Annotated in this window: 26 protein-coding genes and 1 tRNA gene; 17 read left to right on the forward strand and 10 right to left on the reverse strand. The window is 39.1% G+C overall.

Features of this window, described 5'->3' with window-relative positions; translation table 11 throughout:
- The first annotated feature begins 77 nt into the window (after positions 1–77).
- Both ACN20O_RS06140 and ACN20O_RS06145 read left to right on the forward strand, forming a co-directional pair.
- Positions 78–154, forward strand: a tRNA-Ile gene (locus ACN20O_RS06140).
- A gap of 116 nt (positions 155–270) precedes the next feature.
- Positions 271–639 (forward strand): group I truncated hemoglobin, encoded by a 369-nt coding sequence (locus tag ACN20O_RS06145; RefSeq protein ID WP_491638208.1) that lies wholly within the window; start codon positions 271–273, stop codon positions 637–639.
- On the opposite strand, the gene ACN20O_RS06150 is transcribed toward ACN20O_RS06145, so the two are convergent.
- Positions 616–1,926, reverse strand: coding sequence for a sensor histidine kinase (locus ACN20O_RS06150; RefSeq protein ID WP_491638210.1), 1,311 nt, complete (start codon positions 1,924–1,926; stop codon positions 616–618). The two genes, ACN20O_RS06145 and ACN20O_RS06150, sit on opposite strands and share 24 nt — an antisense overlap.
- A gap of 90 nt (positions 1,927–2,016) precedes the next feature.
- Here ACN20O_RS06150 and ACN20O_RS06155 point away from each other — a divergent pair, with 90 nt between their 5' ends.
- The 5 genes from ACN20O_RS06155 to ACN20O_RS06175 all read left to right on the forward strand — a co-directional run bounded on the left by ACN20O_RS06155 (position 2,017) and on the right by ACN20O_RS06175 (position 6,333).
- A complete protein-coding gene (locus ACN20O_RS06155; protein ID WP_491638212.1) occupies positions 2,017–2,577 on the forward strand; it encodes a hypothetical protein in 561 nt (186 codons plus the stop codon).
- Between the two features lie 61 nt (positions 2,578–2,638).
- The gene (locus ACN20O_RS06160) at positions 2,639–3,073 is read left to right on the forward strand and encodes a DUF3015 family protein (protein WP_491638214.1); all 435 of its coding nucleotides are present in this window, start codon (positions 2,639–2,641) and stop codon (positions 3,071–3,073) included.
- 26 nt (positions 3,074–3,099) lie between these two features.
- Complete coding sequence (locus ACN20O_RS06165) at positions 3,100–4,968, forward strand: Lnb N-terminal periplasmic domain-containing protein (RefSeq protein WP_491638216.1); 1,869 nt, start codon at positions 3,100–3,102, stop codon at positions 4,966–4,968.
- A 7-nt stretch (positions 4,969–4,975) separates the two neighbouring features.
- Positions 4,976–5,293 carry a hypothetical protein gene (locus tag ACN20O_RS06170; protein WP_491638218.1) on the forward strand — a complete coding sequence of 106 codons (318 nt, stop codon included), beginning with the start codon at positions 4,976–4,978 and terminating at the stop codon, positions 5,291–5,293.
- Between the two features lie 68 nt (positions 5,294–5,361).
- Positions 5,362–6,333 (forward strand): hypothetical protein, encoded by a 972-nt coding sequence (locus ACN20O_RS06175; RefSeq protein WP_491638220.1) that lies wholly within the window; start codon positions 5,362–5,364, stop codon positions 6,331–6,333.
- 57 nt (positions 6,334–6,390) lie between these two features.
- Here the strand turns inward: ACN20O_RS06175 and ACN20O_RS06180 are convergent, their stop codons facing one another.
- Both ACN20O_RS06180 and ACN20O_RS06185 read right to left on the reverse strand, forming a co-directional pair.
- On the reverse strand, positions 6,391–6,705 hold the full coding sequence (locus ACN20O_RS06180) for a hypothetical protein (RefSeq protein WP_491638222.1): 315 nt from the start codon (positions 6,703–6,705) through the stop codon (positions 6,391–6,393).
- A gap of 71 nt (positions 6,706–6,776) precedes the next feature.
- Entirely contained in the window at positions 6,777–7,415 is a 639-nt protein-coding gene (locus ACN20O_RS06185; protein ID WP_491638224.1) for a hypothetical protein, read from the reverse strand.
- Positions 7,416–7,616: 201 nt separating this feature from the next.
- Here ACN20O_RS06185 and ACN20O_RS06190 point away from each other — a divergent pair, with 201 nt between their 5' ends.
- A complete protein-coding gene (locus ACN20O_RS06190; RefSeq protein ID WP_491638226.1) occupies positions 7,617–8,168 on the forward strand; it encodes a transglycosylase SLT domain-containing protein in 552 nt (183 codons plus the stop codon).
- Between the two features lie 24 nt (positions 8,169–8,192).
- On the opposite strand, the gene dapF is transcribed toward ACN20O_RS06190, so the two are convergent.
- On the reverse strand, positions 8,193–8,996 hold the full coding sequence (gene dapF, locus ACN20O_RS06195; RefSeq protein WP_491638228.1) for a diaminopimelate epimerase: 804 nt from the start codon (positions 8,994–8,996) through the stop codon (positions 8,193–8,195).
- Between the two features lie 119 nt (positions 8,997–9,115).
- Here dapF and ACN20O_RS06200 point away from each other — a divergent pair, with 119 nt between their 5' ends.
- The 5 genes from ACN20O_RS06200 (at position 9,116) to ACN20O_RS06220 (ending at position 15,314) form a co-directional block, all read left to right on the forward strand.
- On the forward strand, positions 9,116–10,951 hold the full coding sequence (locus tag ACN20O_RS06200; RefSeq protein WP_491638230.1) for a Kelch repeat-containing protein: 1,836 nt from the start codon (positions 9,116–9,118) through the stop codon (positions 10,949–10,951).
- A gap of 48 nt (positions 10,952–10,999) precedes the next feature.
- Positions 11,000–12,106 carry a PAS domain-containing sensor histidine kinase gene (locus ACN20O_RS06205; protein ID WP_491638232.1) on the forward strand — a complete coding sequence of 369 codons (1,107 nt, stop codon included), beginning with the start codon at positions 11,000–11,002 and terminating at the stop codon, positions 12,104–12,106.
- Between the two features lie 63 nt (positions 12,107–12,169).
- A complete protein-coding gene (locus ACN20O_RS06210; RefSeq protein WP_491638234.1) occupies positions 12,170–12,877 on the forward strand; it encodes a response regulator transcription factor in 708 nt (235 codons plus the stop codon).
- A 204-nt stretch (positions 12,878–13,081) separates the two neighbouring features.
- Entirely contained in the window at positions 13,082–14,818 is a 1,737-nt protein-coding gene (locus tag ACN20O_RS06215; RefSeq protein ID WP_491638237.1) for a HAMP domain-containing methyl-accepting chemotaxis protein, read from the forward strand.
- Positions 14,819–14,831: 13 nt separating this feature from the next.
- Positions 14,832–15,314, forward strand: a complete 483-nt coding sequence (locus tag ACN20O_RS06220; protein ID WP_491638238.1) for a chemotaxis protein CheW — start codon at positions 14,832–14,834, stop codon at positions 15,312–15,314.
- 12 nt (positions 15,315–15,326) lie between these two features.
- Here ACN20O_RS06220 and ACN20O_RS06225 read toward each other — a convergent pair whose 3' ends face one another.
- Positions 15,327–16,139, reverse strand: coding sequence for a substrate-binding periplasmic protein (locus ACN20O_RS06225; RefSeq protein ID WP_491638240.1), 813 nt, complete (start codon positions 16,137–16,139; stop codon positions 15,327–15,329).
- Positions 16,140–16,304: 165 nt separating this feature from the next.
- On the reverse strand, positions 16,305–17,279 hold the full coding sequence (locus ACN20O_RS06230; protein WP_491638242.1) for an extracellular catalytic domain type 1 short-chain-length polyhydroxyalkanoate depolymerase: 975 nt from the start codon (positions 17,277–17,279) through the stop codon (positions 16,305–16,307).
- 225 nt (positions 17,280–17,504) lie between these two features.
- On the opposite strand from ACN20O_RS06230, the gene ACN20O_RS06235 reads away from it, so the two are divergent.
- Together ACN20O_RS06235 and ACN20O_RS06240 are read left to right on the forward strand one after the other, a co-directional pair.
- Positions 17,505–18,551, forward strand: coding sequence for a hypothetical protein (locus ACN20O_RS06235; protein ID WP_491638244.1), 1,047 nt, complete (start codon positions 17,505–17,507; stop codon positions 18,549–18,551).
- A gap of 168 nt (positions 18,552–18,719) precedes the next feature.
- Positions 18,720–19,976 carry a hypothetical protein gene (locus ACN20O_RS06240; protein WP_491638246.1) on the forward strand — a complete coding sequence of 419 codons (1,257 nt, stop codon included), beginning with the start codon at positions 18,720–18,722 and terminating at the stop codon, positions 19,974–19,976.
- A gap of 62 nt (positions 19,977–20,038) precedes the next feature.
- On the opposite strand, the gene ACN20O_RS06245 is transcribed toward ACN20O_RS06240, so the two are convergent.
- From ACN20O_RS06245 to ACN20O_RS06255, 3 genes are read right to left on the reverse strand one after another with little or no spacing between them, the layout of a single operon-like run.
- Positions 20,039–20,599: an outer membrane beta-barrel protein gene (locus tag ACN20O_RS06245; RefSeq protein WP_491638248.1), complete on the reverse strand. Its 561-nt coding sequence runs from the start codon at positions 20,597–20,599 to the stop codon at positions 20,039–20,041.
- A 10-nt stretch (positions 20,600–20,609) separates the two neighbouring features.
- Positions 20,610–21,605 carry a glycosyltransferase family 9 protein gene (locus tag ACN20O_RS06250; protein WP_491638250.1) on the reverse strand — a complete coding sequence of 332 codons (996 nt, stop codon included), beginning with the start codon at positions 21,603–21,605 and terminating at the stop codon, positions 20,610–20,612.
- Complete coding sequence (locus tag ACN20O_RS06255; RefSeq protein ID WP_491638252.1) at positions 21,578–21,991, reverse strand: DUF309 domain-containing protein; 414 nt, start codon at positions 21,989–21,991, stop codon at positions 21,578–21,580. Before ACN20O_RS06255 ends, ACN20O_RS06250 begins: the two co-directional genes overlap by 28 nt.
- Positions 21,992–22,062: 71 nt before the next feature.
- Here ACN20O_RS06255 and hisC point away from each other — a divergent pair, with 71 nt between their 5' ends.
- Both hisC and ACN20O_RS06265 read left to right on the forward strand, forming a co-directional pair.
- The gene (gene hisC, locus ACN20O_RS06260) at positions 22,063–23,211 is read left to right on the forward strand and encodes a histidinol-phosphate transaminase (protein ID WP_491638254.1); all 1,149 of its coding nucleotides are present in this window, start codon (positions 22,063–22,065) and stop codon (positions 23,209–23,211) included.
- Positions 23,208–24,212 (forward strand): fumarylacetoacetate hydrolase family protein, encoded by a 1,005-nt coding sequence (locus ACN20O_RS06265; RefSeq protein ID WP_491638256.1) that lies wholly within the window; start codon positions 23,208–23,210, stop codon positions 24,210–24,212. Before hisC ends, ACN20O_RS06265 begins: the two co-directional genes overlap by 4 nt.
- Here the strand turns inward: ACN20O_RS06265 and ACN20O_RS06270 are convergent.
- Complete coding sequence (locus ACN20O_RS06270; protein WP_491638258.1) at positions 24,209–26,134, reverse strand: methyl-accepting chemotaxis protein; 1,926 nt, start codon at positions 26,132–26,134, stop codon at positions 24,209–24,211. The two genes, ACN20O_RS06265 and ACN20O_RS06270, sit on opposite strands and share 4 nt — an antisense overlap.
- Positions 26,135–26,155: the final 21 nt, after the last annotated feature.

Consider the following 26,155-nt stretch of genomic DNA (forward strand, 5'->3'; position numbering starts at 1 on the left):
AAGGATGATGCCTAAGGGTTCAATCGAATTGTGTACAGATCAGGCGTTTTGGTGCATACTTTGTTGACAACATATTGGGGTCAATAGCTCAGTTGGTTAGAGCTCCCGGCTCATAACCGGGTGGTCCTGGGTTCAAGTCCCGGTTGACCCACCAATTTAACCACCAGACCTAGTCTGGTGGTTAATTTTTCTCTCACCTTTCTTGCTTCAATTGCAGCTCATTCAAAATTACTCTAGACTAAAAGCTGATCACTTTATCCTTAAGGGCAGATGATGACTCAAATGACTATCTACGATAAGTACGGTGGCTATGATTTCTTTCATAAGATCATCTATGAGCTTTACTTAGAATTATTTGATCACATTGAGATCAGTTACCACTTCATTGGTGTCGACATCGAACGCCTATCTAATCTCCAAGCGCAATACTTGTGTGAAGCAATTGGCGGACCAAAGATGTATCAAGGCCGCAACATTGCCGTTGTTCATAAATACTTAAGGGTGACGGATTATGAATTCGATACCGTCGTGGTCACTGCTAAAAACACTCTGATGGATAGGATTGCGCGCTACCTTTATAAACGCATTAAGAAGATTAAAGGTTTTTTAAAAAAATTAAGAAGCGCATTCAAACTCTAAGATAAAAGTAGTTCCGGTTGTCGGGGCCATATCTTCTGCACTCTGAGAGACGACTGCGATTTTCCCATCAAGTTTTTCTACATATGTCTTAACAATCGGCAGACCAAAACCTGTGCCCTCTTCGCCCGATGTTCCTTTTCTCGTCGTCTTACTTCTCATGTCGAAAAGTTTGGGAAGAAGATCCTTTGGGATACCGATTCCAGAATCCTTTATATAGATCACAGCATTTGTTTCCTTTTTTTCGACTTTAATTGAAATTTCACTTTCAGCTGGAGAAAACTTGATCGCATTAGAAAGCAGGTTTCCAAGAATTTGATGTAATAATAGATCTCCGTTGGCACGGATTGGACACGCCTTCATATCACTGATCACTCTAAGAGAGATATGCTTGGCCTCCATTTTCTCTGAAAAGTTTTCTTTCAACTGACCCAGAAGTTCAAAAATTTCTACATTCTGGATTTCTATCCCGTTTTTTCCAAGCTCTGTTGCGTACAGGTTTCTCACGTTGTTAACGATGTCAGAAATGTTATAAGAGGCCTTTGAAATTTTTCTCACTGACGTCAAAGCTGTCTCAGGCAGTGGCTCTTTGTTTAAAAGATTGCTTCTCCCGATAATAACCGTTAGTGGAGTTGAAATGTCGTGAGTGATAACACAAATAAGATTCTGAATTCCTTCTTTTTTGTCTTCAATTTCTTTTTGGTGCATTTCGACCAGAAGAAGAAAAACCCAAACTATAATAGCGGCGACAAAAATCCAACCGAATGTAACAAGGGCCTGAGAGATAAGGAGCCCATTAGGTGTGATTAAATAAGGAAATGGATATTCTCTCATTTCTAAAACTGCGAAACCTAAAACCACTAGCGTGCTGATAGTCAGCCAGGTGATGATCCCTCTTTTACCCGTCACGACTCCGGCAATCAATGGAAGAATACCAAACCAGATAATGATGTTGCTATGAAAACCACCGCAGAAAAAACCAAAAGTCGCCTGGTGAATCATCCCGGCGGCCAGGAAAATGTTGGTGTTAAATTCAAGGCGATTATTAAGACGAAACAACAATGGTGAAAGTAGATGAACAATGCTTGCAGTGATTCCCACGATCCCTGGAAGAGGATGCAGGATTGTTTTGTAGGCCAAAAGAGCATAGCCCCACATCAATATCCCTGTTGCTAAAACACACACCAGATAGCTGTGTATATACCTCGGCGCCAGATCTTTCTTTTGAAGACGCCTCTTTGCCACGAACTGATAAAGGTTCATGTATGCATTTAGGAATAGCTCACCCATATGGAGTAGATTCTACATAAAAAAAGCTGTCCGTTGCTTGAATTTATCATTAAGATAAAAATAATTTTAACGGACTAAATTAGTATAAAAATGAAAAAACTCATTCACCTTTTTAGTGTTTTGCTTTTTGCGGGCTGTTCTTCACCCCCTGTAGGACCAGTTGCAACTTTTAAGCAAGATGGTATGGTTATTTCTATTAATGCGGAAGTCGCAGATAAAGTTGAATCCAGTTTAAAGAGCGAACTACTTTATATAAAGACTATCGCTGAAAGCGACTTTAAAAATGAACTCTTAAAAACGCTCTCGTTTATTCACTTTATTGATTATCAAAAAGATAACTGCGCTAGCGGCCAGGTCGCTTGTTCAGATAAAATGAACGACGGTAAAATCTTTATTAATCAAAATTTTTTCCAGATGCCGACACTGGAACAATTCACGGCCCTACTCCACGAAGCTCGTCACCTGGAATCACAAAACTTCGAACACATGAAATGCACCAAACGTCCGCAGTGGGGTTATGAGTGTGACGAAAATATTAACTCTCCTTATGGATTAGAATACAAATACCTGCTTCATAAATTTATTAACAATAAAGACGAGCAATCCGCTCAAGTACTTCAGAAGATTTTTCTTCGCGTAAATAAAATTTAATTTTACTGTAATCAAAAAGTAACTTATACTTTAGCTTTATTATTCTTATGGAGGATTTCTCATGAAGAAGCTTTTAGTTATCGCTATCTCTCTAGTATCTGTTAACGCTTTTGCTGCTGGTTACGGTTCAGCTGGATGTGGTCTTGGATCAATTGTTCTAGGTGACAAGCCAGGTTTCATGCAAGTTTTCGCTGCTACTACAAACGGAACTTCTGGTTCACAAACTTTTGGTATCACTTCAGGTACATCTAACTGTGGATCTGCTGGAAAATCTTCTGAGCAATTCATTGAAGCTAACAAAGCTTCTCTAGGAAACGATATCGCTCGTGGACAAGGTGAAACTGTTGATTCTCTAGCTACAATCATGAACGTATCTAACAAGACTGAGTTTGCTGCAGCTCTTAAAGCTCAGTACTCTGAAATCTTCAAAACTGGTGATGCTAAGACGATCAACTCAAAGATCATCGCTATCGCAAAATCAAACAAGTTACTTTAATTTTCTCTTAAATAAGGGAGGAGGCTTTGCCTCCTCTCCTCTACTGCAGACAAAACATGACTTCTACCCTGCGCTCCGCTCTTTTCTTCTTTCTCTTTGTTTCAGTAAGCTATGCTCAAGACCAATACTATTCTCCTGTTTGGAAAAACCTGCTTCACTACAACAGTGGTCTTCTAGGCATCTCCAGCGATGTCGATGATCCGGCCTTCTTTGTTGCTAAAGATGGAAAAAATAATCCGCTTCATGAATTGGCGGAAAACGTTCTTAAAATTAATACTAAAGATAAAGAATACATCTGCCGTTTCCCGGCGAGATTTAAATATTTAAATAGAAGCCAGAACCTTAATGTTGATGAATCTATTTTAAAGAGCTGTGAAAAATATCAGCAATACCTGGCCGACCATTACCCAAAAACCGTTCACCTGGTTTTTTCATCTTACTATCTTGAATCCCCTGCTTCGGCCTTTGGTCACACCTTCTTGAGATTTTCTAAAAATGAATCTCTTGCAAGTGATAAGAGATCAGAGCTTCTCGATGTTGGAATCAACTATGGCGCTTCCAACACTTCAAGCAATCCACTAGTCTATACCGTTTACGGGATCTTCGGTGGTTTTCAGGGAACTTTCTCTTCTATTCCTTATTTCTACAAAATCCGCGAGTACAATGATTTTGAATCCAGAGACCTTTGGTCTTATGAACTCAACTTCACTGAAGCCCAAAAAGAAAAATTGCTCGATCATTTATGGGAGCTAGGTGGAACCTGGTATTACTACTACTTTTTTACTGGAAACTGCTCACAGAAAATCATGGCACTGCTTGATGGAGTTGAGCCTTCATGGAAACTTCTCGATAGTCTTCCCAAATACATTATCCCGGCCGAAACCATCAAGGCCCTTTATAATGTTCCGGGACTTGTGAATCACATCACTTTCCGCCCAAGTAAAAGAAGAATGTTCCAGGAAGCTTACGGTCAACTTTCAACAGAAGAAAAAAGAGTTTTCAAGCAAGTTGTCGACCACGATGACTGGAATCTAGTCCAAAGCAAAGATGTCTCAACAGCTTCAGCGGCAAAAATCCTGGATGTAATCATTGAGTTTATCGACTACAAATATTCGAAAGAAGTTCTTTTTGAGAAAGGACCTAAGTACGAATGGAAACAAAAACTCCTGGCCATCAGAAGTCAGAATCCGGAAAAGGGAGCTGATCTTCAAATCCCTGCTCCAAAAGATGAAGAACCACATCTTTCTCATCCATCGAGAAAGCTAAAGCTCATGGCGGTAAAAACTGAGCACTCGAATGACCTGACATTTAAAGTCTCTCATCGATTTGCACTTCACGATTTCACTGATCCAACTCTTGGTTCACCAAAGTTATCGTCAATCAATTTTTTTAAAGTAGACTTAGAAGCTTCAAAAAAGGCGATAAAAGTCGATTCATTCACAGCAGTCGAAGTGGCTTCATTTAATCCTTGGGGAAGTTATTTTTATCCGGTGAGCATCTACGGGATCATCGATTACTCAAAAGATAGAATGAATCTTTGTGGCGAGTGCCGCGTCTTTAAAGGTTCTGTGGCCTCAGGTCCATCGTGGTCTTTTTTCAATGACCGCTTAATTCCTTTTATCTTCGCTAGCTCTGATTTTATGTACGCGACTGCTTATAATAAAAATTTTGAAATCAATGCTGGTATCTATACCGGTGTAATCTTAAGAGTCTCTGATTGGTTTTCAAGTTTTGCCAGGTATAAAAAGGCCTATGCTCTTTTTAATAAAAAAGAAAACTACATGACCGAAGTTACTGGTCAGTTCCACCATTCTAAACACGTTGATACCAGCATCGAAGCTAGCTTTACTGATAAAAGAAAGCAGTACATGGTTGGATTCAATTTCTTTTATTAGGAGTTATATGAAGTATCTTTTTCTTATTGCCCTGCTTGCTTCTTGTGCTGAACTTCAAAAAAATACCAACGTCAACATGATGGCAGAGGCCGAGACTGTGAGAGTCCTTGAAGCCGATGCACCGGCCGGTTCTTGCACAGTTGTCACAACTGTTCGCGGGGAAGATAACCTAATGAACCTTGGAAAAGACACTGCGGTCGCAAACATGAAGAAATATGCTGAAGGAAAAGGCGCTAATGCTATCTTCGTCAAAGAGTGCAAAGAGACAAAAACAGCTATTTCGACGATCACGAACTGCAAAGGTATCGCTTACAAGTGCCCATAAGCAACAAATTCTGAAAAAATTACAAGGATTCTATAAGAGCGCCCTGCATCTGGTAGAATCCTTGCACTATGAAAAAATCAATCCTATCCCTGAGTCTTTTAAGTCTTTCGTTCAACCTGTTTGCCGCTGAGGCCGACAACTTCACAGCGCGCACTCTAAATCTTGCTGATGCCGCAGAAGAGGTCAATGTCCTGGCCAACAACTACTTGAAGAAGGCCATCGTTGATTTAAACAAGGCCGGTGGATGTAATGAGGAAACCCTTTATAAGGAATTAAGAAAATACTTCGCCAATCACAGTAAAGGTGAACTGGTTAAAGACATTCTTTACCGAAATGCTGTCGCAATCAACAACCTCCCTATCAAACAATCTGTTTATGAAAACTGGGAAAAAGCTGATGGTTTTCTCCTGGGAAGAAAAAAGGCCGCCACGAGTCCTCTGGCCCTAAGTCCACTAATTAAAATCGGCGATGAAGTTGTCGGTGTAGATAAATTTGAGCATATGTTTGGAATGGGATTTACTTACTTCACTAAGTACTACCAAAAAGGAAAAGATATTAAAGACGTTCTAAGTTACGGAATCGCTCTGGAAAAAACGATTTTGGGTGGAAACGTGTTTGCCACAGGCGTTTTCTCATATGGAGACCTTTCAGCTAACTTCAATGGAATGAGATTCTGGAACCACGTCCTGCAAAAGAATGATGATATCTTAGGAAGCGAACATAACCTGGGCCCTTATGTGACTTGTTCAGCTTCTAAATGGCAAATTAATGAGAAGAACCCAATCGATTTTAAAAACTATATCGACGCTTCAATGGATGAAAGTATCAATTGCAGTAAATTCGCCGGCACAAAGGCCGTAGGAAAGTTTAAGGCATCCATTAAGAAAAGAGGCTTCTTCGACAGCAACAACCAAGCGCTTTGTCCGGTTGAGCCATCAAAGCTTCAGGAGATGAGACAGAAGTATAAGCCTTCCGGGATCGAGCACCTTATCATCAACGATGAAGGTCTTGACAAAGTCTCTTACTTTAACGAATTCTAGAAAATAAAAAAGCCTCCATTTCGGAGGCTTTTTTATTTAAACTTTTTAAAAGATGAATTAGTTTCCAACAGCACCAGTTTCATCAATCTTTAACTCACAAGAGTAGTTAAGAATAAATGCTGACACTCTTGTACACTTAAGATCTCTTCCAACTCTTACAGTTGTCTCTAAGCTCCCTTCTCTTTTTGATGTTTGTGTAGTAGCAGATAATTTTTCGAATACAACTTGTGCAGCTTCGCCCTGAATTAATAAACCAGCAGTATTTCCGCTAGCGTTCCAAGCGCGTGATGTCCCTTCCCAAGTTCTGATTGGTGAGCGTGCGAATGTAGAAACAGATGCAGTCAGTGCAAGAACAGCGATTAATGTTTTCATAAAAACTCCTCATTGGTTAGAATGAGGAGCTTCTATCATTGTTGGTCTCAGTAAAGAAAGGGCCATCTGAACTATTTACAGCGAGTCAGCGCCTCTGAAGATGATTGGGAAGCCTGCACACTTGAAGAAGAAAACTCAGCCTGAAGAACTTTATTTTTTCCCAATGTTAGTTTGTATGTTGTTGTCACGTCTGCATATGTATTGCGGGCCTGTTGAGTTCCTGTCTTATCCATCAGACCCATCACACAGTTATAAGCACCATTCACATCAACACCGCACTTGTACCCCATCTCCTGGTATGTACAGATTTGTGTTTCTGTTTTTTCTACGGCCTTTCCTTGAGTTAGTGTTTTACGTAAGTACAAATCATAGTTTAGACCTGAGTCTTTCGCTAAGAGCGTGAAAGTCTCATCGTTATGGTAGTTATCTGTTGGAACATCAATAGTTAGGGTTTGCCCGTTTTGCTTTAAAACCAGTTGTGGATCAAGTAGTGAAAATCCCAGAGGTACCTTCTCCGTCCTAATTTCCATATAACCCTTATTCAATGAGATGGTACGTCCTGCGTGTTGAGAAAGGACGACAGAATCCTTGCCCGGAATGGCCAAAATCCCTTTATGATCAATTTTTGAATTGATCAACCCTGCGTGTGCAGCAACAGGTAAAATAAGTGTCGAGAAAACCATACTAAGAGCTAAGACATTGTTTTTCATAATGACTCCGAGATTTAAACAGTTTGTCGAAATTCTATCCCGGAAACCTGCCCCATTCATAAGCACAGGTAATTATTTTAGACCCTGTCAAAAGGTTCAACACAGACTACTTTTTAGGCAATTTTTCTCTCATTTTTCAAGGGTTTAGACCATCATTTTTGGCCCAAACCGTGCACTTTAGAAGGCAAGCGGGGGCTTAAAATGAAAACAACAAAAACACTTATTCTTGCACTTATCCTTTCTCTGATTTCAACGAATGTTATGCCAAAGTCTTTCACTAAAGCAGAGATTAGAGCTTATAACATCGCTACAATTTCAAAGATGATTGAAGTTGTTGAGCCAAAAGTGAATGCAAAGAAAAGAGTAGAAATCGCGCTTGCTCTTTACCAGACAACAAAGAAGTATGCGATCGATCCAAAGATTATGGTGGCCATTATTTCTACTGAGTCTAACTTTAACAATGCCGCTGTATCTGTTTCGGGAGACCTTTCTCTTGCTCAGATCAACACTAAAGTTTGGGACGCTGAATTTGAGCGTTTAGGACTTGATAAAATAGACAAGAAGCTTTTAAAGGTAGACGAGTCTTATGCTCTTAACAAAATGGGTAAGATTCTTTCTATCCTAAAAAATCGTCACGCTAAAAAAGATTCTAAATGGTATGCAGTTTACCACTCAAAAACTAAAAAGTTTAAAAATGCATACGATGGAAAAGTTCAGACTCGTCTAAGAATGATTGCTTCAGTTTCTCTATAATCAATTAATGATTTGCGGGAATAACTACAGGGTTGTTCCCGTAAATATTTTTTCGACTTTTCCACAAAGATAGATGTCTTTTAAATCCTTCGAAAACTTTACCGCCAATCTTCCACCAAGAGTTTCCAGCACAACTTCGTCACTCCACCCATAGAAATGAGCTGCGGCCAGCGCTGTTGCTGTCGCACCTGTTCCACATGAGAGGGTTTCGTTCTCTACACCGCGCTCATAAGTTCTGATGCGGATGTGTTTTGGAGAGATCACTTCAAAGAAATTAGCATTAGAGCCTTTTGGAAAGCGGGCATCATAACGAACCTCTTTTCCGTTTGAAAAGACAGGGTAATCAAGAATCTTTTCGATTTCAAACACCGCGTGCGGAACACCAGTGTTCATATAAAGAGATTTTTTAGCTTTTAGTTTTGAATCTAAATCGTGAAGGTTAATTTTGTCCATGTCGTAGAGTTCAGTCATCTTCAGTCTGTAACCATAAACCGGATCAAGCGCACACTCATACACTCCATTCATCGTTTCGAATTTATACGTGTCTTTTTTTTCTTCAAGCACTTCATGAGCAAAAGCAGTAATAGCGCGTGCACCGTTACCGCACATTTCAACTTCGCCGCCATCGGCGTTGATATATCTCATTTTAAAATCAACTTTATCGCTGGTTTCAAGGAGAAGAACACCATCAGCACCAACTCCTGTTTTTAGTGAACACAGTCTGGCCCAAAGACTTCTGTCTTCAGCTCTATAAGTGAAGTCGCGGTTATCGATAACCACAAAATCATTTCCCGTTGCATTGAATTTTGTGAAGTTGATTGTCGTCATATAAAACTAGCCTATTCTTCGGTTAACACTTTGTCCAACATAAAAAGTTTGATTAAGCAAACTACTCTGTCATAAGATCAGCATCGCTTCCCTATTTTATATCTTAAATGAGGTTCAAAATGAAGTTTTTAACAATGACAGCAATTCTGCTTTTATCAAGCAGAGTGTTTGCCGACATGGTTTTCATGCGCGAGTGGGACAATCAAAAACATATCATGCATAAAAAAAATGATGGTGTCACAACTCAAATTACAAACGGTGATTTGGTTCATCTTTATCCTGACATCACTCCAGATGGAAAAAATGTTGTTTATGTTGAAGGAAAAATCTTCGACAACGGAACACAAGATCTTTATCTAGTGACAAAAAATCTTGAAACAGGAAAAACAAGAAAGTGGCATTCAGATGATCTTAAAGGGATGGTTCTTCATCCTAAGTTTTCTAAGAATGGTCAGTTCATTTTTTTCTCTGCTCCATTCCCTAAGAACAAAGTGTTTTACTTTGAACCAGGGAAATTCAATAGCAATAGTGACATCACAACTTTCAAAGCAGAAGCCCTCGTAAAAGAAGACGAAGCTTACTTCCCAAGACCATCGAGCGACGGAAACTTTGTTGTTTACCAAAGAAACATCACAGGAACGAGAGAAGTTGTTCTTTACGACCGTCTTGAAGAAACAAAACTTGTCATCGATAAAGGAATGGCCCCAGCTCTTTCTTTTGATGAAAGAAAAATTGCCTACACTTCAAAGAAAAATGGTTCGTGGGATATTTTCGAATACGACCGCGTAGCTAAAACTGTCACTCAAAAAACATTTGATGAAACAACTGATGAGATGGCCCCAACTTACACGCCAACTGGTGAATTAATTTTTGCTTCAAGCAAAACAGGTAACTACCAGCTTTACCAATTAAATGGCGATGAGTGGATTCGTTTAACAGAAATCGCTAATACTGATGACTACGCTCCTCAGTTTTCAGGTGAGACAAATTTCACTCAAGGCATTCGCGCTTCATTCATGGAACCAATGCGATCATCTTTTGGAACGATCATGCACAATGGTCTTCTTTATATGTGTGGAGGTCACCAAGGGCCGGAGCACACTTACCCGAAAGAGTCTTTCACGGATAACTTCAACGTTTACGACAAAAGAATCAACAACTGGAGAGAGTTAGCTCCAAGACCAATTAAGGCCCACGGTTACACATTGGCCGCAAAAGGAAACTACATCTACGCTTTCGGAGGATTCACTTACTCTGAAAATCATAAACCAAACTGGAAATCAGTTAGCACTGTTGACCGCTACGACATTCGCACCAACACATGGACGACGGTGGCTCAATTGACTAAACCTCGTTCATCAAATGTTGCCGTCACTATCGGTGATAAAGTTTATCTTGTCGGTGGCTGGGATAGCACTCCAAAATTCAACAACGACTACGATGGAACCTTCCATTCATCAATCGATGTCTTCGACCTGACGACTGAAACCATCTCTCCAGCTCCTTTTGAAATCCCTCGTCCACTAAGACGTGCTTTCACAGGAATTGAGTACCAGGGACAAATCCTTCTAGTTGGAGGACTTGGACAAGGAGCAAGTCACTTTGATTTAATTTCGAAAGTGACTCTCCTTGATCCAAAAACAGGAATCACGACAGAACTTCCAGAGCTTCCGTTTGCCACATTTGCCCCAGCAGCTGAAACAATTGGAAATGAGCTTTTTGTTTTCGGTGGAATGTTTAAAACTGGTGAGATGGCCTATGAGTATGTCTCTCACATCTACGGATACAATTTTGATTCGCAGGAATGGAGGCATACTGGGCGTTACTTAAAAGAAAGCAAGGGGTTTGCTCAGGTTTTCAAGTATGACAATAGAACGATTGGGGTTCTTGGTGGACACAGGTACTATTTAAATGAAGATAGGCCGGTAAATACATTTGAGATTTTTAAAAAATAGATTATATTTTTAAATAAAAAATCCCATATCCACGTCATTGGAACCATCATGAATTTAAAACAATTAGAAGAAAAAAACTCAATGTTTCAAAAGATCATGGATAATTTTCCATCAATGATTGGATACTGGGATAAAAATTTAAAAAACAAGTTTAGTAATGCTGCTTACAAGGGTTTTTTTCAAAGATCTGGAGAGGAAATATATGACAAGCACATTTCTGAAGTTATTGGCGAAGAGATCTATCAAAAAAACAGAAAATATATAGAAGCTGTCCTAAGAGGCGAAGAGCAGTACTTTGAGAGAGAGCTTACTAAAAATGGTCAAACAAGATTCACTCAAGCAATTTACATTCCCGACATTGAAGATGATGAAGTTCTCGGTTTTTATGTTTTGGTAAACGACGTTACTCAAATTAAAAAAATTGAAAAAGAAAGAAATGAAATCTATCAAAAATTAATTCAAAGCTCAAAAATGATTGCTCTTGGTGAAATGGCCAGTGGTATGGCCCATGAAATAAACAATCCACTCAGTATTATCAATTTAAAGGCCAGTATCACTATTAATGAAATAAAAAAAAACAATGTTGATATGAAGTTGATAGAAAAAAATCTTGATGCGATCATTTCAACGACCAATAGAATTGAAAAGATTATTACAGGCCTCTTATATTTTTCAAAAGATAATAATAATGAAGCATACTCTACGGTTTCTCTAGCATCAATTATTGATGAGACATTGATTTTTTGCCAAGAGAAGATGAATTCAAAAGATATTAATTTAATTCACCCCCTTATAGATTCAGATATATTTATTGAATGCAGTTCGGTTCAAATTTCACAAGTCATACTTAACCTTTTAAATAATTCAATAGATGCTGTTGAAAAATGCTTAACCAAATGGATTAAGTTAGAAGTAAAAATCAACAACAACGAAGTCAGTATTTTTATTTCGGATAGCGGTCCAGGAGTCCCGCACTCAATTAGAAGTAAACTTATGCAGCCTTTTATAACGACAAAAGAAACTGACAAAGGGACCGGACTAGGGCTAAGTATCTCAAAAGGGATCATCGAAAAACACAACGGCTCTCTTGCACTTATAGAGTCAGCTCCTCACACAACATTTCGAATTGACTTGAAAAGAAAGATAGAAATTTAATTTTCTAATGAATCTTTTTAATTTTTGTATTAATATTAAACAATAACAGTGCTGTATGGAAGTATGAGTAAATATAAAATTCTAATCATAGAAGATGAGCAAGGAATTAGAGAAAGTTTAGAAATAATCCTTAGTCCTCATTTTACAATTTCCACAGCGGCCAATGGAATTGAGGGGTTAAAGAAATCTTTCAAAGATAAACCAGACTTAATACTTTTAGACTTAAAAATGCCAGACATGGATGGCTTTCAAGTATGTAAGGCCTTAAGAGAAGATCATGATTTTGACCGCGTCCCTATCATTATTCTTACAGCTTTCAATATCAGCTCAGATAGAACAAGACTTTTTGATTTAGGAGCGGATGACTATATTACAAAACCCTTTGATACAACTGAGCTGATTGCTAGAATCCAAAGGGCATTATCTCGTCTATCCAAAGAAGTTAAATTATCTAATTTAACTCCAGATCCAAGTACACCTACTATTATTAAGCACGGCGAATTGAAAATTGATGGACTGGCCCAAAAAGTATTTATTGGTGATAAGTTAATCGCCTTGAGTTCAATTGAATTCAAATTGCTCTACTTGTTGGCCATAAATTTCAATCAAACTGTTGCTCGTGAAAAAATTCTGGAAGATGTTTGGGAAAAACAACAAGTCTCTGCTCGACTCATAGACCCTCATATTCTTGCACTTCGAGAAAAACTCAAAGGTTACCATTTCTCTATCCAAGCGATTTATGGAAAAGGTTACATCTTAAAAAACCTTTGATATTCGGGACAATCCAAAAAATATTGGCACATTTTAATCCATAAATATCATTTTATATTCCATTAAAAAATAGTAACTTATTAATTTTACTTAAAAATATAAATTTTAAAAATTCTATTCCTTTATGCATTATTCTAAGCAAACTAAAGAATCTTAAGAATTATCCGACGAATTGTTAAGAAACAATAAATGGAGGAATAGATCATGATAAACAAATTAAGCTTAAAGGCAAAGTTAATCCTTCTTTGTACTTCCTTAACCCTTTTCACCGCACTAGTAGGAGCATTTGCTTATAGAGGAATGGAAAAAGTAAACGAATCAAACTCTCAAGTAACAGATATTGTTGTTCCAAACTTATCCTACATCAACTCAATGGCACTAGAATACAGAAGAGTAAGGATCACTGTCAGAACTCTTGGACTAGAAGGATTAACTGCTGAGCAATCAAAAGAAGCAATTGAAGACACACTAAAGGCGATCTCTCGTTACGAAGACATTAGAGAAAAATATTATGCCACCCCCTCACTTGCCGGCGAAAAAGAATTAGATGATGAACTCAATAACAACTGGCTACACTTCAAAGCGATTGGGGAAAAAGCTATTTCATTATACAAAACAGGAACACCTGAAAGCCGTAAGGCCATGATGAAAATCTTCCTGGAAGACTGCCCTCAGGCTGCAAAGACCTACACTGTCTCTCTCGAAAAACTTATTAAATACCACAATGAAAATTTGAAACATTATACCGAAGAATCTAAAAACATAATGACAACGACAAACACTATCATCATTCTTCTCACACTCGCAGCGATTGCAATTAGTTTAATTTCAGGAATTCTATTTGCTTCAAAACTATCCTCTTCTATCAATGCAGTTGTTTCAAATCTTCAAAGAAGCTCTAATGACCTTTCAAATTCTTCTCAACAAATAGCAACTTCTTCTGAACAGTTGGCACAGGCAACTACTGAACAAGCAGCTTCTCTTCAGGAGACTTCATCTTCAATTGAAGAAATCAAATCCATGGTTGTTGCAAGTACTGCAAATGCCAAAGATTCCACTATTGCTTCAGGAAAATGCCTTGAAACAGCAGAAAAAGGTAAAGAAGTAGTACAGGAAGTTATCAAAGCGATTTCACAAATCAATGTAAGCAATAATAACATTATGGAACAAATTAATCAGAACAATAAAGAGATTGAAGATATCGTAAAACTTATTAGTGAAATAGGAAATAAAACTAAAGTTATCAACGACATCGTTTTTCAAACAAAGTTATTGTCTTTTAATGCTTCAGTCGAAGCTGCAAGAGCGGGTGAAAATGGAAAAGGTTTTGCCGTTGTTGCACAAGAAGTTGGTAACCTTGCAGCCATGAGTGGTACAGCGGCCGTAGAAATTTCGAGCATGCTTGAAACCAGTATTTCACGAGTTGAATCTATTGTTAAAAACTCTCAAGATAAAATTGGCAGATTGATATCTGAAGGGAAAATCAGTATCGAAGAAGGTACAAGAGTTGCTGGTGAATGTGGTATCATGCTTGATGAAATTGTTAAGTCTGTCGCTAATGTTTCAAATGCGATTACGGAAATTTCAACGGCATGCCAGGAGCAATCTCTAGGCGTACAAGAAGTCACAAAAGCGATTTCTCAGCTTGATCAAGTCACTCAGGAAAATGCAACAAGCTCTTCAGAGTCTTCTAATGCCGCTTCCAACCTTTCTCAACAAGCTTTATCACTTGATAATTTAGTTTATGACTTAGTTAAAATTGTTGAAGGTAACAAAGATGGCAAAACTTCAAAAAATAACAATGAAAATCTTCACTCCGAAACAAACAAGATCGCAAAAGTTTTAACTCTTTCAAAAAGAATACCATCTGGAACATTAGCTTCAAATAAGACAGAGTCTCTTTTTCCATCATCCGACGACAGAAGATTTTCAGAAGTTTAATCAGGAGGTCAAGATGAATAGTATCGATGAGAGCAGTGGACTTGATAGTAGATATATTTGCTTCCGACTTAATGACGAAAGATTTGGTATTCCCCTTCTTCAAATAAAAGAAGTCATTGGAAACATTAAAGTTACACCAGTACCCAAGAGTCCTAATTATTTTAAAGGCCTGATGAATCTTAGAGGGAAGGTTATACCTGTAATAGACTTGAGAATAAAATTAGGAGTCACGACCAATAAAAGTAATGACCAGCTTGCTATCATTATTTTAGATAATACGCCTAACTCTGTCGCAATCATAGTAGACTCAATTGATTCCGTCATGACTTTTAAAAGAGAAAATATTGATACTGCAAACGATAGTGAAATTACCGCTGTTTCAGAACATATTCTTGGAATAGCAAAAGAAGAAAACAGTCTGACAGTATTGCTTCATTTAGAAAAAATTTTAAACATTGAATTCGCTTGCAAGGGAACTATTTCCCTTGCAGCTTAAGTCAAATAAAACTTAGAAGGCTTTTGCAATAAAAGCTTTATTTACAATGTGCGAATCCAGAATTTTTTTATTTGGATTCTCCTTGTGCTTTTTATAATTGCTATACTTATTTTCAATTCTATCGTAAGTGCCGTTTTTTCTAATGATCAAGAGTCCTTCATTGAATTTTTTCATCACATCTTCTGAACGAAAGGCTGCCTGGTAATGATTTTCTTTAAAGAGTTTATATAAAACTATCGGCTGTGAGCTATCAACAGTAGCGTCCAGCTGTGTATTAAAATAGTTAAAGATTCTGATGTCAGCAATTGCAACATCTGCTCTTTCTTTATACAATTGAATATTTCTAAGTTTTTGGTCAGCGAACTCTCGGTAAGTAGAATTACTACTGGCCATAGTTGCAAACTCTGCTCCAAGCAAATCACGAGAGCGCTGAAAACTTGTCACAGAGTATTTTTTTAAATCAGAGATTGTTTTTATCTGCAGGTTTTTCTTTTTTAAAGCAATTGCATAGTTTTGATAGGTAATAAATGGCAAGGAATTATAAAGAGGAAGTTTCTCACTTACATTCGTGTTAGTAATCGCATCCAATTCACCGTTTAGTATTTTAGACTTGAGTCTTTCCATCGGGCCAAAAAAAGATTTTACTTCATATCCTGCAGCACGAGCGGCCTCACGAAAAATCTCCACCTCAAGTCCTGAGTCCTCCTTTTCAAAAACGTAAGGGGGTTTATTCATTCCAAAACCAACCGTCAAAGTTCCCAAGGCTTCAGCCTGAAGAGGTGCCGAAAATACCAGTGACAGAACCAAAAATGAGAATTTTTTCATAAGTGCCTTGTGACAGTAATCATAAATATAAAATAAGTTTATAAAACACTATCAACTAATTTTAAGCTAGGAAATACATGTCTAAAGGAAAAAAAACTACGCCAAACATCAATTTATAGAGAGTGCTGTCTGAAATAAAAAGGCCCTCGCAGGGAGGGCCTTTTCTTAGAGTCCATATCTTTTAAAGAAGTCTAAAATAAGTGCTGTTGCATCTGGTCCTTTTGGATCAAAGTAGGCCATCCCTGCAACTCCACCACTCCAAGCATGCCCAAGGTCATTGATCATGTAACGTTCTATAAGTACATCTTTACTTGGATTAACTAGCGTGTACTTGTTGTACCCATACTTGCCATTTTTTCCAGCCACGAACTTCACGTCTTTTTCTAAGAAATAAGAAGTGTCGCGAGTTCCATTATCAAGAAGGTCGTTGAAAATTTTAAATTCAGATTCAATTTGAAAAGCGTGTGCCGGGCTCATCAGCGGGCTCGCCATTCCGTGGAAGATAATGATCGGCATCTTGGAAGGATGGTGCCCTGCTGAACATGCATACCCTGTTTCTGCGGCAAGAGGTGCTGCAACTGAAGCTCCATAAAGAACAACATCTGCAAAATCTAATCCAGTAGTCGTAGCGTAGTATTGAGTTCCATCGTGAGAAGCTAAGGCCTTGAAACGATCTGGAAAACAGTTTCCAAGAATGTTAACCATTGAAGCACCAGAACTCATTCCAGCAGCATACACACGGTTTTTATCACCGTTATATTTTCTTAACACTTCATCCAGCATTTCTACAATAACTTGCGGTTCACCGTAACGGCTATTGTTTGCAGGAAGAACCCAGTTCCAGCATTTGTATGAGTTATAAGTTGGATTTTGTTCAGGAAGAAGAACGATAAATTTTTCTTTGTCGGCCCATTCAGTGATGCGAGTTCCTTCAGCAAAGATAGCGGCATTTTGCTCGCATCCGTGAAGCATAACAACGACAGGTGCCTTTTCGTTTATAGGAAGTCCTTTTGGAAGATAGACTTTATAGTTTCTCACGCCATAGATGCCAACGTAGCTGCCTTCTTTATAGTCGATGGCGTACGCTGTGCTAACTAGTGATGCGAGTAATGTTAGTAAAATCGCGATTCTTGTCTTCAAAACAGTCTCCCGAAAACCTCTTAAAATGGTGCGGGCGCGATCTTATTTTAATGAATCTAAGAAGTCGAGGAAATCTGCTTCTACCACCTTTTTACACTCCGCTCCCAAGTCACGTGGCCTAAAGCCAGCCACAATAAGAATGTAATTTTTATGGCTATACATAATCATTCCAAAATAATAATGATACACCCGAAGGCCATCGACTTACCTTAATAACGGGATTTTATGAAAATTAAACAAGTGTTTAGTGCCCTTTTTCTGACTCTTGCTTTTGCAAACCAGGCTTACGCCAATGCTGAAAGCTATATTCTCAAGATGGGAGCAAACCGAGTTGTTTCATTTGAATTCACCAAAGCTAAAAATGCAAAACTTCCCACTCTTCTTTTTCTTCCAGGTGTAAACCGCGGACTTCTTTCAAGTGATGAAGCACTGGAGAATCTTGCTGAAAAAGGATTTGGAATTGTCACAATGAATTTCAGTACACAGCCAATCTCTGTGTCTCAACTTGATAAAGGTGTTAAGCCTGATTTTAGAAATTCAACGTACACATTAGAAAGCTACCACGCTGAAGTGGCAGCTCTTTCAAATGAACTGCAAAAGAACTTTAAAGTAAAAACGATTGTCCCGATTTCAATTTCATTCAGCTCTGCTGTTTCTTCAACTCTTCCAAACTTCCCCTTCATCATTGATGCTGTTCCAATGACCGCTTCAGCGGCAGTTAACCCGGAACTGGAAGCCTACAGAGCGTATTTAAGATCTGGAGAAATTTTCAATCCTATCTTTGGGCCAGGAATCACTCGCTCAATGCTGGATCAAAGCTACTATCAACAATGGCGTCCTCAAGTCGATAATATGATCACAACATTTGATCTGGATAAAAACAGAAAAGACGATATGGTTGAAGGTTACACTGTTGCCAGCCGCGCAGCTGAAGGATTCGTCTGGGATCTAAAGAAAACATCTGCAGACACGAGACGTGTGTTTATCTTTGCTAAAGACGATTCTGAAACATTACTCAAAGACCAATTACAACTTTTCTTGAAAGCGATGGATTCAACACCAAATGCTCTTGCTTTTTTAGTTAAAGATTCAGGACATGTAGTTTCAAGCGATCAGCCAGAAGCTTACGCTAACATCGTGACTTATCTTCTTACTTCAGACGTTAAGAATGTTTCTGGAGTTTATGAAGTGACTCCTGGTTCAGAAAAAATGAAATTGTACAAAGGCGCTGACGCTAAGAAGTACATCCAAGACTTAATCCGCTCTCTATAAAATCATGAAGCTGGTGTAATGGTCCTACTCCAACAGGCCAAAAAGACACCAGCTACAGCAAATACCCTAGTAAAAGTGTCAAAGAGATTCCAAATTTGAGCAATTTAGTTGGCATTAGGCTTGCTCTACAGTCTTTGCCGGGTTCCCGGTTTTTTCTGAGGGGGAAAAATGAATCTTAAAAAGCTGATGCTATCGTCACTACTCGTTCTCGCTACAACACTTCAAGCTGCAGACAACATCGGATGGGGCCCAGGCTCAAACCCAGGACGTGATCCAGGTCGCGATCAAGGTAGAGACCCATGGGACACAAGACCAACAGACCCTAGAGACCCTTGGGGTAACGAGAGCGCAAGCAGAGTCCGCGACGTTGAACTTCAAGTTCGTCAGTATTTCCAATCTCAATCGCGATTAGATTTAATCCAGGATTACTATATCCGCTCACAGCTTCAAGGAAAGCAAATCAGAGCTATCACTATCACCGCTTCAACCGAAGCTGGTAACGGTGAAATGAGACTGCTTTCAAATGGTCAGTCACTAGAGCAGCCACAAAGAGTCGCTCGTCAAATGGCAGACTACACACTAAGAGTTGATCCATTTGCCAATACGCTTGGCCAATCTCTTAGAAATCTTGAACTGGAAATGAGAGGAAGATTTTATGTTGAAAAAGTTGTCTTTAATCTCCTTCAGAATAATGGTCCTGGCTACCCTGGCCCAGGGACTCCATCTCAGCCGCAAGTTGAAGTGGTCAGACAACAGCTTAATGAACAAATCCAAACTGAAGGTGGGTTGCAGCTCTTTAGAATGTTTAACCTTGCCGCAGAAAGACAAGGCCAGGCTTTAAGAAGAGTGACTGTTTTAGCTAGGTCACAAAGAGGAAGCGCACAAGCTCAACTTCTACTAAACGACCAAAACAGTGGAGTCGCTCAATCAATTGGTATGAGTTCAACAAGACTTTCATTTGAAGTTGGCGGTCAAAGAATCGGAAGAGAAATCCAAGGGCTAAGACTGTACTTCAGAGGAAACATTGTTGTTGAAGAAGTGAGCCTTGAATTCGACAGAGGTGGAGTGGTTAACCCAGGTCCAGTTCTTGAAAGAAGAATCGAGCAAGTGATCAACCAAAGATTATACGATACAAGCGGAGTGAACCTGACAGCTCTAATGAGAATTGATCAAAGACACTTAGACCGAGTTGTTGATTCAGTAGAAGTTGTTTTAAGAAACAGTGACTACGGTGCAAGATTAAAACTATGTCAGCAAGTTTCAGGGCCATACGCAACTGTAAACTGCGGGAACATCTCTACACTTTACCCAGGTGCACAGACAGTAAGATTATCTTCTGTGAACTTTGCGAAACTATCAGAACTAAGTCTCTCGGTTAGAATGGGAATGATTGACATCGAAAGAATCATTATCAACCTCAGATAAGTCATTCCTTTTTTAATCTCCACACACGTCAAAAAGGGCCTCGTAATGAGGCCCTTTCCTTTTTAAAATCTGATATTGATCCCCACTGAAGGCTGGAGTTCGTAGTCTTTTAAATTTGGATCATCTGTTGGAGTGTAAGTCGCAAGCAAGTCGGCAGTCAGTGAGAAAAACTCCATCACTCTTACTTCCACACCTGTCCCCACGTATGGTTGAACTTTTGAAGATGTGCTCGTCGTTGAAGTTCCCCCGTTAACCGTTTTAGTTTGTTCGTTTTTTCTTCCCTGCGCTCCTCCTCGGATATAAGACGTCAGGAAACTCGACATCGTAAAACTTCCGCGAAGACCTACACGAAGTTTATCTTCAGAATCTTTGTAAGTTGTGTTTGTCGCCGTATCTGTGCTGTCATCTTGTGCGTGTGTGTACTCTACTTCCAGAGCGGAGATTGGAAAGCGATAAGTCGCTCTCGCCCCAAAGATCGCACGGCTTTTCATGTGCGGTGAAGGTTGAAACTTCTGCACTCGCTCCAATCCGATAATTGGTGTTACACTCAAGCGCCCTTTGACTTCGGCCGAAAAAACTTCACCTGAAACCAGGGAAATAATCGCTAAAATAATCTTTAACATAAACTCTCTCCTACAATTTGAAGTTTAAGTGAATTTGATCAACCATCTGGTTCATCTCTTTCATCTCTCTGACTTCATCCATTACATGGTATTGAATCGTCCCATCAGCATTAAAGAGCACTCGCTGAGGGCGGTATTTAAAATACTCATAAGAAGGCCATCCTTCTTTTTTATCATAAAACGAAAGGGCATCGACTCCGATATAATTACAAATCGCTTCTGCCCACACGTCATTAACGATGACCCCTTTTACTTTAGAAAAAAGATAAAGAAGTTCTTTTGTATTGGCCCCTCTTTGCATAAAAAGTTCATTGTGACCTAGGTCGACACTGGCAAAAAGATCAGAAATAATTCCTTCATCTTGTTTGCTCCAGATAACGAATCTCTGGCCATGAAAAGAGTCAAAAAACTTTTTCCAGATTTCAATCTGTCTAGAAACATTGGCGAAGTTATCCACCATCACCATAATAAACTTTGGTGGCTCTGGTTCTTTAAAGAGTTGCTCAATGTTGTCGATCTGCTGGCCACTTTCCTTGCTTTTAGCAATGCGAACATCGCTTAAATTTTTATTGAGATAAAGCTCCAGAAGTTTCATTGATTTCTTTTCAATCGGCATCATCGGCTGGTCAGGGAAACGTTTTGTCAGAAGGTACTTGTTCCACTTAACTTCATAACCCACTCTCTCTTTTGAACGAAAATTAAAACCCATGAAAGCTGAGTTAAGAGTGCCCTCCAGATCAAAAAATAAATCAATATTGAAAATATCATCTAAGTTGGCGCAAAAGTGATGAGTCTCCACCATGCTTAATTTTGTTTTTGGTCTTTCAAAAATTTTGAGTTTAAACGGCATAAAGTTAAGAGCTAATGAGCAGCCCTCTTCAACGATCACGTTGATTTCCGCTTTGGGAAACTCTTCACTCAAGGTCACCAAAAATGGCAGGCAATTCACCACGTCCACTTCTGTTCTTGGGAACTTCACTAAGATTTTTCTAATTTCCATGTCCATAAACTTGGGTCCTTAAAACGAAACTCAAAAAGATTTTTAAAATCACTAATGACTGGTTCCGCAGGCACGGCCCGCACCATCTGTTTTAACTCTTTCCACGAAAGCTCACTGTAAAGAAGATCGCTTTCAATGTGATTTTGCTCACAGCGATCAAATTTTTGTTTAGCTTTATAAATCAGGCCACGCGCACCAGTAAGATTGCCTTCGCGGTAATGAATCATCGCCGCCGCAACCTGAATCACTGCCCAATACACATTTCTAAGTGGTCCCGGCTCTTCCAACCAATGGTGCTCGAATTCCTCGTGGCACTCCCAATATTTCTGAGCGTTAAAAAGCAGGATTCCTTCCTCCATGAAGGCAAGATGTGAATGATCAAATTGACTCATTTTTTGCCTCCATGTGAGAAACTTGGTATCTTCATAAGCATCTATTCTACCGTTTTAATGGAATTATTGTTATGTCGGAAATTTCTGATCAAATCCAAACCTTAGTACCTGACTATGTTCGTAACCTAACTGTTTATCAAGCAGGAAAACCTATTGATGAACTAACTCGTGAAAAGGGATTAACCCGTGTTTCAAAGCTGGCCAGCAATGAAAATCCACTTGGTCCTTCTCCTTTTGCCATCAAAGCTATGACCAATGCTCTTTGGGACGTGCACCGCTACCCAGATATGAATGCTTATATGCTTAAGAGTTCTCTTTCAAAGCTTTATAAACTTAAACACGAAAACATTATTCTTGGAAATGGTTCTGAAGGGATCATGGCCTATATTGCCCGCGCTTTCATTCAACCTGGGCAGGAAGTCCTGACATGCCAGAATAGTTTTATCGGGTTTAGCATTATCGCTAGAAGCGTTGGGGCGATTTTAAAAACAGTTCCTCTGACGGAAGATTATCGTTTTGATGTTATTGCCCTCGGAAAAAGCATCACTAAAAAAACGAAAGTCATTTATATCTGCAACCCAAATAATCCAACTGGAACCTATATTACTAAAACGGAATTCGATATTCTTATGTCGTATGTCCCAAAGCATGTTCTGGTTATTTTAGATGAAGCCTATTTTGAATTTGCTGTTGGTAAAGAAGATTATCCAAATTCAATGGACTATCGTTATGACAATGTTCTGACACTGAGAACATTCTCTAAAGCTTACGGTCTTTCTGGAATCAGAATCGGCTATGGTTTCGGCCATGAAGACCTGATTGCCAACCTTCACAAAGTTAAACTTCCTTTTGAACCAGGCCTTATTGCTCAAATGGGAGCAGCTGGTGCTATTCACGACAAACCACATTTAAGAAGAACAGTTGTGAACAATCAAAGAAGATATGCGGAAACTTTCGACTTCTTAACAAAGCACGAATTTAACCCAATTAAATCCGTGGCAAACTTTATTGCTTTTAAAACTGGCTCCGAAGAAGCTTCACGCTATATGTTTGATAGCTTACTTGATAAGGGAGTTATTATCAGACAACTTAAGGCCAATGAAATGCCGGACTACGTTCGCGTTTCACTTGGAACAAAAAGAGAGATGAGCCATTTCTTTAAGGCCATGGAAGCCATTTTACCTGAGTACAACAAACGTTACGGGAGACCTAAAAAATGAGAGTCGTCACTTACTTACACCGTCATTCATTAGGAACTGAGAAACGTTTGGGAATCCTGGTTAGTGACACTGTCATTCTTGATCCAAATTTTGTTTTTGCTTGCGACTTTGAAAGAGAAGGGCGCTTCAATGCCAGAGAACGTGCTAATGTTCACTGCCCACCTTCTCTAAACACTCTTCTTCGCACCAGAGAAAATCCAAGAGAAGTTCTCCATGAAGCCTGGGGTTTAATGCTTTTCTTAGAAAAATGCGGCTGCTTTAACATGGAAGATGGAACAAAATATTTAATTGAGATGGATAAGAGTATATCTCTTACCGCTCCCCTTGATAAAATTGAAACTTATCGCGACTTCTTCGTGCACGAGAAACACGTGGCCACTGGTTTCAAAAAAAGAAATGAACCGATTCCTCCTGCGTGGTACGAGCTTCCTGTCTATTACAAAGGAGCGACTGCTGGATTTATTGGGCCCGATAAAGATATCCTATGGCCTTCATACACTGATGTTTTAGATTATGAGCTCGAACTGGGAATGGTTATTGGTCTTGATGGAAAAAACATCAAAGCAAAAGATGCACACAAACACATCTTTGGCTTTACGATCCTCAACGACGTTTCTGCCCGTGATATTCAGAAAAAAGAAATGACAGTCAGATTAGGACCGGCAAAAGCAAAAGATTTCTGCTCTGTCATTGGTCCAGTGATTGTAACTGCTGATGAATTTGATACGGCCGAACCAGATCTTCTGATGACGGCAAAAATCAACGGTAAGGAATGGTCGCGTGGACGCTCTGGGGATGCTCAGTTTACATGGGCCCAAATGATCGAGCACGTCTCTCGCAATGAATGGATTTTAGCTGGTGATTTTTTTGGTTCGGGAACAGTCGGAACAGGATGCGGTCTCGAGCTTGACCAGTGGATCAAGCCCGGAGACATTATCGAATTAGAAATTGAACAAATTGGAAAATTAATCAATAAGGTAGGACACAAGTCGCTTTATTAAGCGGCTTGTTCCACTCCCAGAACTTCTCTTTCAATCGTTCCTACAATTCTCTTAAGCTCAACAACCTGATCATTAAGTTTTTGTGCGTGTTCTGATGTCTCTTGAGATAACCCAAGACCATGGTGAACACCTTCGTCGATCTGATCGATTGCTTTTGTGATTTCTGAGTATCCTTTTGTCTGCTCAGTGATGGCCATCGAGATTTCATTCATCATTGAGCTTAGCTCTGTGATGTTGTCTACGATTTCATTTAATGAAGTCACACACTCTTTAGTGATGCGCTCACCTGAGTCAAGTTGAGCACTTGCTTTAGCCGTAAGCTCCACAACACGTGAGCTCATTTTTGTAATAATGCTCTCTACCTGTGTATTGGCCAGAGAAAGAATATCATTAATTTCTTTAGCAGAAGCTCCGCTCACCGAAGCAAGTTTTCCGATTTCTTCAGCTACAACCGCAAACCCTTTACCGTGCTCTCCCGCTCTTGCTGCTTCTACTGAGGCGTTAAAGGACAGAAGTCTTGTCTGGAAAACAATATCATTAATAACTTTTGTTCTTTCACTGATATCTGAAATGATTTTAATAATAGTTTTCAACTCTTCACTACTTGAGTTAATCTCTTTAAAAAATTCCTGGTTACTTTCAGCGATTTCTTTAATCGTTGAGGCCATTTTATAAATGGACTCTTTCCCATTGATCGCCTGCTTTTTTCCATTTTCCGATTTTATTGAAGAGATTTTAATACTTTCAAAGTTTTTCTCTGACATGGCATTGATCTCATGTAGAGAACTCACCGTCTCCTGAACAGCAGCGGCCTGCTGAGAAGAAACTGATGAAAGACTATTTGATGACTCTGTTAACTTTTCACTAGCGTCAGCATTGATTGCCACCGCACCAGTTAATTGTCTTAGGGCCGTTGAAATTCTCTTTGAGCCTTCTTTGAAGTTTTTAGATGTTGCAACTGAAACGATCAGGGCAATGAGAATCGATCCAATCCCAATTGATGTCGCTTTATTTCTTCCATCAACAATCGAGCCATCTCTCGTTAAAAGCAGCTCAGTTAAAACTTCATTTGTTAAAAGATAAAAGCCATGGGCCGTCTCCACCATTTTTAGAGTCATCGCATGGGCTTCGATCGCCTTTGCTTTATTTCCTTTTGAGATTTCTTCTAAAAGGGCAAAATATTGTTTAAATTGAGCATCAGCTTTATCACCTTGCTCTTTAACTTCTTTTTGCAGTTTTGAGTTTACACCATAAAAGTTTTTATCTTCATTAATCGATGTACCAGCATCGGCATAAATACGTCCCCAGTCTGACTCCCTTAACATTGAAAGAAAGACGGCCATCTTAACTTGCTCTTCTGTTGTCATTGGAACACTCGAATGAGCAGCGAAATCGGCCAGTAGTCCTTCAACTTCATAAAAACGATCTGCAATTTGAGGTGCTGCTAAAAGGGTAATGTCCATCAAGTAATATGAATCTAAATCAGGGTCAAGAATCAGGTTTGATGTATCCCCTGTGTGCACAACTAAGTCGCGAAGGTCTTTTAACACTTTATAAGGTTCAGCTTTACTCGCTTTAAAATCTTCAAACGTTTTTGTTAGAGCTGCTTTATTGATATGATCACGCTTCCTTTCAGCAAGAGATCCATCATCTAAAAGTAGATCACTTTCAAACTTATTGAACTGCTTTAATACGTCTGCCATTAAAGGCTCCATCGCTGGAGTGTATTTCTTATTTTCTACAACAAGGTTGATCAGATTCATCGTTGTTCTTTGAATCTCATTTCCCATTTGCTCTTTTCTGCCAAACACTAAATCTTTGTCGTATGAATTAAACATCAAATACAACAACACCAAGATCGGAATGGCGTAAAAAATATTGTTGATAAAAAGCTTCGTAGAAAGCGAGAAATTAAATTTCATAACTTTATGTCCTTTTAAGAT

Source organism: Bacteriovorax sp. As-1, from assembly GCF_058446905.1.